1 protein-coding gene, 17 tRNA genes and 1 rRNA gene are annotated in these 2,262 nt (G+C 46.4%); 18 read left to right on the top strand and 1 reads right to left on the bottom strand.

Features of this window, described 5'->3' with window-relative positions:
* Nucleotides 1–29: 29 nt before the first annotated feature.
* The 18 genes from rrf to D8787_RS11025 all read left to right on the top strand — a co-directional run bounded on the left by rrf (nt 30) and on the right by D8787_RS11025 (nt 1,654).
* A 5S ribosomal RNA gene (rrf, locus tag D8787_RS11110) occupies nt 30–145 on the top strand.
* A gap of 4 nt (nt 146–149) precedes the next feature.
* Nucleotides 150–222 (top strand) — tRNA-Val (locus D8787_RS11105).
* A 2-nt stretch (nt 223–224) separates the two neighbouring features.
* Nucleotides 225–297: transfer RNA gene (locus tag D8787_RS11100), tRNA-Asp, on the top strand.
* 24 nt (nt 298–321) lie between these two features.
* Nucleotides 322–394 (top strand) — tRNA-Lys (locus D8787_RS11095).
* Between the two features lie 5 nt (nt 395–399).
* Nucleotides 400–481: transfer RNA gene (locus tag D8787_RS11090), tRNA-Leu, on the top strand.
* An 18-nt stretch (nt 482–499) separates the two neighbouring features.
* A tRNA-Thr gene (locus tag D8787_RS11085) sits at nt 500–572 on the top strand.
* 22 nt (nt 573–594) lie between these two features.
* Nucleotides 595–666: transfer RNA gene (locus tag D8787_RS11080), tRNA-Gly, on the top strand.
* 7 nt (nt 667–673) lie between these two features.
* A tRNA-Leu gene (locus tag D8787_RS11075) sits at nt 674–759 on the top strand.
* 11 nt (nt 760–770) lie between these two features.
* A tRNA-Arg gene (locus D8787_RS11070) sits at nt 771–844 on the top strand.
* 15 nt (nt 845–859) lie between these two features.
* Nucleotides 860–933 (top strand) — tRNA-Pro (locus D8787_RS11065).
* 5 nt (nt 934–938) lie between these two features.
* Nucleotides 939–1,012: transfer RNA gene (locus D8787_RS11060), tRNA-Met, on the top strand.
* Between the two features lie 13 nt (nt 1,013–1,025).
* Nucleotides 1,026–1,099, top strand: a tRNA-Ile gene (locus D8787_RS11055).
* 12 nt (nt 1,100–1,111) lie between these two features.
* Nucleotides 1,112–1,201: transfer RNA gene (locus tag D8787_RS11050), tRNA-Ser, on the top strand.
* Between the two features lie 10 nt (nt 1,202–1,211).
* Nucleotides 1,212–1,285, top strand: a tRNA-Met gene (locus D8787_RS11045).
* A 3-nt stretch (nt 1,286–1,288) separates the two neighbouring features.
* Nucleotides 1,289–1,361: transfer RNA gene (locus D8787_RS11040), tRNA-Phe, on the top strand.
* 20 nt (nt 1,362–1,381) lie between these two features.
* Nucleotides 1,382–1,452, top strand: a tRNA-Gly gene (locus D8787_RS11035).
* Nucleotides 1,453–1,486: 34 nt separating this feature from the next.
* Nucleotides 1,487–1,560, top strand: a tRNA-Ile gene (locus tag D8787_RS11030).
* Between the two features lie 6 nt (nt 1,561–1,566).
* A tRNA-Ser gene (locus D8787_RS11025) sits at nt 1,567–1,654 on the top strand.
* An 87-nt stretch (nt 1,655–1,741) separates the two neighbouring features.
* Here the strand turns inward: D8787_RS11025 and D8787_RS11020 are convergent.
* The coding region (locus D8787_RS11020) for a transposase (RefSeq protein ID WP_142999773.1) at nt 1,742–2,262 on the bottom strand (521 nt) is incomplete at its 5' end.

The following is a 2,262-nucleotide window of genomic DNA, read 5'->3' as shown; positions in this document are numbered from 1 at the left end:
ATTCAATTTTGAGTAGGTATTACTCAGAGTTAAGTGACGATAGCCTAGGAGATACACCTGTACCCATGCCGAACACAGAAGTTAAGCCCTAGAACGCCGGAAGTAGTTGGGGGTTGCCCCCTGTGAGATATGGAAGTCGCTTAGCTCTAGGGAGTTTAGCTCAGCTGGGAGAGCATCTGCCTTACAAGCAGAGGGTCAGCGGTTCGATCCCGTTAACTCCCAAAGGTCCCGTAGTGTAGCGGTTATCACGTCGCCCTGTCACGGCGAAGATCGCGGGTTCGATTCCCGTCGGGACCGTTTAAGATAACGGAAGTTATTTTAGACTCGTTAGCTCAGTTGGTAGAGCAATTGACTTTTAATCAATGGGTCACTGGTTCGAGCCCAGTACGGGTCATATATGCGGGTTTGGCGGAATTGGCAGACGCACCAGATTTAGGATCTGGCGCTTAACAGCGTGGGGGTTCAAGTCCCTTAACCCGCATTAAGAAATAATAAATGAGCCGGCTTAGCTCAGTTGGTAGAGCATCTGATTTGTAATCAGAGGGTCGCGTGTTCAAGTCATGTAGCCGGCATTTTTAGATAGAAGAAAACAGTGCGAACGTAGTTCAGTGGTAGAACACCACCTTGCCAAGGTGGGGGTCGCGGGTTCGAATCCCGTCGTTCGCTTAGAGAGGCCGGGGTGGCGGAACTGGCAGACGCACAGGACTTAAAATCCTGCGATTGGTAACGATCGTACCGGTTCGATTCCGGTCCTCGGCATAAAATAATGAGCACCCTTAGCTCAACTGGATAGAGTACCTGACTACGAATCAGGCGGTTAGAGGTTCGACTCCTCTAGGGTGCATTTTTCTATTTAATTCGGGAAGTAGCTCAGCTTGGTAGAGTACTTGGTTTGGGACCAAGGTGTCGCAGGTTCGAATCCTGTCTTCCCGATTCATGGCGGTGTAGCTCAGCTGGCTAGAGCGTCCGGTTCATACCCGGGAGGTCGGGGGTTCGATCCCCTTCGCCGCTATAAAGATCTTGTTGGACCTTTAGCTCAGCTGGTTAGAGCTCTCGGCTCATAACCGAGTGGTCGTAGGTTCAAGTCCTACAAGGTCCATTTGAATAGTACGGAGGATTACCCAAGTCCGGCTGAAGGGAACGGTCTTGAAAACCGTCAGGCGTGTAAAAGCGTGCGTGGGTTCGAATCCCACATCCTCCTTTTTCATTAACGCGGGATGGAGCAGCTCGGTAGCTCGTCGGGCTCATAACCCGAAGGTCGTAGGTTCAAATCCTGCTCCCGCAATAAGGCTCGGTAGCTCAGTTGGTAGAGCAATGGATTGAAGCTCCATGTGTCGGCGGTTCGATTCCGTCTCGCGCCATTTTTACTTATAGTATGTATGCGGGTGTAGTTTAGTGGTAAAACTACAGCCTTCCAAGCTGTTGTCGCGAGTTCGATTCTCGTCACCCGCTTTGAACTTTGTTCAAACTACCAAGTTTTTAACTTGGGCGCGTAGCTCAGGTGGTTAGAGCGCACGCCTGATAAGCGTGAGGTCGGTGGTTCGAGTCCACTCGTGCCCATTAATTGGAGAATTACTCAAGAGGCTGAAGAGGACGGTTTGCTAAATCGTTAGGTCGGGTAACTGGCGCAAGGGTTCGAATCCCTTATTCTCCGTTTTAATGAGAGTTTATAACTCTCTTTTTTTTTGATGTTGAGAGCGATTAAAAGGCTCTTTGTCAACTGTAGTGGGTTGAAGAAAAGCTAAGCTCGAGAAAGGACAGATTTAGTCCTTTCTTTTTTGATATTTAGAGCCATAAAAATCCGTTTTTTGAAGTTTTCGAAGTTCCGAAAACCAAAGGCATTTCGTTTGATAAGTTTGATAAGATTATTGGTTGCTTCCAGTTTAGCGTTTGAATAGGGGAATTGAAGGGCGTTGACGATTTTCTCTTTGTCCTTGAAAAAGGTTTTAAAGACAGTCTGAAAAAGAGGATGAACCTGCTTTAGATTGTCCTTAATGAGTCCGAAAAATTTGTCAGCTTCCTTATTCTGAAAGTGAAAAAGTAAGAGTTGATAGAGATTATAGTGGTGTTTTAAGTCTTCTGAATAGCTCAAAAGCTTGTCTAGAATCTCTTTATTTGTTAAGTGCATACGAAAAGTAGGGCGATAAAAACGTTTCTCACTGAGTTTCCGACTATCTTGTTGGATAAGTTTCCAGTAATGCTTGATAGCCTTGTATTCATGGGATTTTCGATGATACTGATTCATGATTTGATTCATGATTT

Origin of the sequence: Streptococcus mitis (assembly GCF_003944325.1) — a bacterium.
Taxonomy (GTDB): domain Bacteria; phylum Bacillota; class Bacilli; order Lactobacillales; family Streptococcaceae; genus Streptococcus; species Streptococcus mitis_CW.
The sequence above is the reverse complement of the archived record's forward strand: the minus strand, read 5'-3'. Positions and strand labels throughout refer to the sequence as shown.